The sequence below is a fragment of the Ectothiorhodospira shaposhnikovii genome (assembly GCF_016584105.1).
GTDB lineage: Bacteria > Pseudomonadota > Gammaproteobacteria > Ectothiorhodospirales > Ectothiorhodospiraceae > Ectothiorhodospira > Ectothiorhodospira shaposhnikovii.
Genome location: NZ_NRSM01000071.1, coordinates 1 through 2,723, shown reverse-complemented (window position 1 = coordinate 2,723; position 2,723 = coordinate 1). Strand labels below are relative to the sequence as shown.

Annotated in this window: 3 protein-coding genes; all 3 read right to left on the bottom strand. The window is 44.7% G+C overall.

Annotation, left to right across the window (positions count from 1 at the left end; all coding sequences use genetic code 11):
* Window positions 1–208: 208 nt before the first annotated feature.
* From CKO35_RS17350 to CKO35_RS17340, 3 genes are read right to left on the bottom strand one after another with little or no spacing between them, the layout of a single operon-like run.
* Window positions 209–859: an SLOG domain-containing protein gene (locus CKO35_RS17350; RefSeq protein WP_200177362.1), complete on the bottom strand. Its 651-nt coding sequence runs from the start codon at window positions 857–859 to the stop codon at window positions 209–211.
* Between the two features lie 2 nt (window positions 860–861).
* A complete protein-coding gene (locus CKO35_RS17345) occupies window positions 862–2,022 on the bottom strand; it encodes a toll/interleukin-1 receptor domain-containing protein (RefSeq protein WP_200177361.1) in 1,161 nt (386 codons plus the stop codon).
* A gap of 4 nt (window positions 2,023–2,026) precedes the next feature.
* Window positions 2,027–2,515, bottom strand: coding sequence for a TIR domain-containing protein (locus CKO35_RS17340; protein WP_200177360.1), 489 nt, complete (start codon window positions 2,513–2,515; stop codon window positions 2,027–2,029).
* Between the last annotated feature and the right edge of the window lie 208 nt (window positions 2,516–2,723).

Genomic DNA, 2,723 nt, shown 5'->3' with positions numbered 1-2,723 from the left:
AACCAGCGTTGAAGGTCACCATGGTTGCATGGTCCTTTGAACTCCGGAGGAAACGCCCCGTGCGGACCCGCATGCGGGGTGTTGTGGAGGCCGGGGGAGAAAAACCCCCGGCTATCCGATTATATTTCTATTTAGCCTTGAGGTAGTTCATACAGTCATCTCTCTAACTCAAACCTGCCATACTAAATAAATTTCACAGAAGGCAGATTTACTTGGGCTGCCAGTATCGTTTTTCAACATCAATTGGCTGAGCCTCTGGGCTCGGGAACCTGTCTTCTCGTGCGGACACTCCTAGCTTCCTGTGGAATAGCTGAACGTAATCCAAGTCATTTAAAAGATCGATACTAAGGTCTTTCTTAATTGTCTCTGCTACTTTCAAAGCAGCTCCACCAGTTGAAAGAACCGGGATAATATCTTTACCAGGTTGAAGTTGCGCGAAAAGCTCTGATTCATCGATAATTCCAGCCATTCCACCAATGAATATTGCAGCACTGAAGTTATGCTCGGAGAACATCTTTTCTCTCATGTGGCGTAAACTTTTCTCACGGTCATTTTCAATATTTTCGGTGTACAAGACATTCTCAAACTGTTCGTTATCTTGAGGGAATTGATCCCTAAAATAGAGAGATTGATAAAGTTTGACCCACTTGCCATAATCGACATCCATTTCCTCTGCAACAACTTTTATCATCGGCGTTATTGCTGGATGGCCTCCCCAAACAAGAACTCTACGCCCCAAAGTCACATGCACTAAAGCTCTGACCGCCGAGGTGATTGCTACTGAATTAGAAGTTGCTGCGAATTCCGGCGCACGCTTCGGATCAGGAACACTGGCTGATAGGAAAATTGCATCGTCCATCCTTACCCCTCCCAAGCCGCTAGCATCCATCCAGCTTGTGTTATCTTAAGTCCACGAACAGCCTTAATATTATCTTCTAACCATTGCAAATGCGCAGACCAAGCCTCTCTAATCCCTATGTCATCGTAAACAAGAACCGGTATTTCCTTTTGGTCTGCTAGCCGAGCTTTATTTGCGATATCATTCAAAGTCTCTGCTGTGGGCACACCAACGACAGGATATGCCCATATTTTCCTGTCATCTATGAGTCTAATAGCAATTGCCCTGTGAGCGCCGACTCCTTCAAATCTTGCACCAATTTTCTCAATATCTGCCCGAAGACGCCCTGTAATAGACATATACCTGGCAGCAATACTTCGGCTTCGTACACTTTCTACTTTCAGTGCTATCTCATCTACTTTCCCGTTAATGATCGGCCCACTAACACTTACTAGATCCTTGTGGTCCAAGTAAATGGTTTCAGCGAGGTCAGTCATTTTGTTTGGCTCATGATCAGGCCAAACAACCCGCAACACATGAATTTCCTTAGCTCGAGCACGACCGATTTCTTCACGCGTCCATCTGCTTTCAAAATAGGTTGGTGTATCAAGCATTACTAATACATCGGAGTCACACAACCTGTGCCAAAGCACATCTTGAAAAGGGTCTCCCGGACGGATGTCATGAGTGTCGAGGAAGACATCAAATCCTCTCGAAGTAAGAAGGTCATGCATCTGCAAGGCAGCTTCGCGCGATTCGGTTCGACGATAGCTTATAAACACTCGCCGCTGGCGACGCAAAAGCCCGACACATTCAAGCATTATCGTCGCTAGTTCAATCATCTCTGGATCCTCTTTTTTAAGGCAGTATCCATTTGTAGCTCGCAAAAAGTCAGGAATGTGAGTAGAAAACTGGTCGAAACTATTCACTACAGGGATTATCGGAATGCTTTCTGAAAATGCTAATGAGGCAGCTTCTATATCGGCATGATCTTCTCCGCCAAAGTAAACTGCCGCGAAAGCGGAAGACCTGTTTCGATCAACTGACGTTTCAGAGTCATAGATCTTAACTTCGTCATCAATTGAAAGACCGAACTCAGACACCATTTGCTCAAGCACATGGGTCAGGCGTTGCCGCTGTTCAGGTGAAACACTACCTAAAATGGCAAGCTCGTAAATACCCATCGCATTAACGACCTGCCGCCTTCGCCGCCTTTTCTATCCACGAAGAAAGATTATTGTAGCCGTCATCATTGACCCAATCGTAAGTTTCGTAGATTTCGGAAAAATAAACTTTGCGACCATCTCTTTCAATGGACCAATAATCCAGCGGATTTTTCCCTTGAACATCAGTGCCTTTTTGAGGGTCCTTAATTCGATGTATATCAATTGCCAGTATGCCTTTTTTTAGCTCATAGCTTCGCTTTATTTCATGACGAACCCATTTTCGATCATAGGTTTCCGCTCCAAAAAGAATAACCGTAACTGATGTTCCCTTGAGTTGTTGTTCAATCCACTTTTCAATACCACCAGCACTCTTCTTCGCCTCTTCAAATTCGGCCTTGTCGTAGAATGGCTGAGCCTCTCCTTCCGGTCTAACAACCCATGAGTTTCGAACCTGGACAATACGCCTAACATCGCGACTGTAATGAAAACTAAAGAAAACTTTTCTAGTCATATCCTTCTCCTATTATTTTTTCAAATTAAACGGTCTGTCAGTAGTTATTCTAAATATCCTTCACGATGACGCCTCATAGCCTAAAATATAACATATAAGCGTTTATCCGCTGTGCGCAGCATGGCGGATAAACGTCTGTTGGACGAAGCCATGTACCGCACATCTTTATAATGGGGATTGTATTTTTGGCGGCGTGCCAGGCAGGCCA

Excerpts from the sequence above, each read along its gene's own strand:
- CKO35_RS17350 (WP_200177362.1), bottom strand. The coding sequence starts at position 859 with ATGGACGATGCAATTTTCCTATCAGCCAGTGTTCCTGATCCGAAGCGT.
- CKO35_RS17345 (WP_200177361.1), bottom strand. The coding sequence starts at position 2,022 with ATGGGTATTTACGAGCTTGCCATTTTAGGTAGTGTTTCACCTGAACAG.
- CKO35_RS17340 (WP_200177360.1), bottom strand. The coding sequence starts at position 2,515 with ATGACTAGAAAAGTTTTCTTTAGTTTTCATTACAGTCGCGATGTTAGG.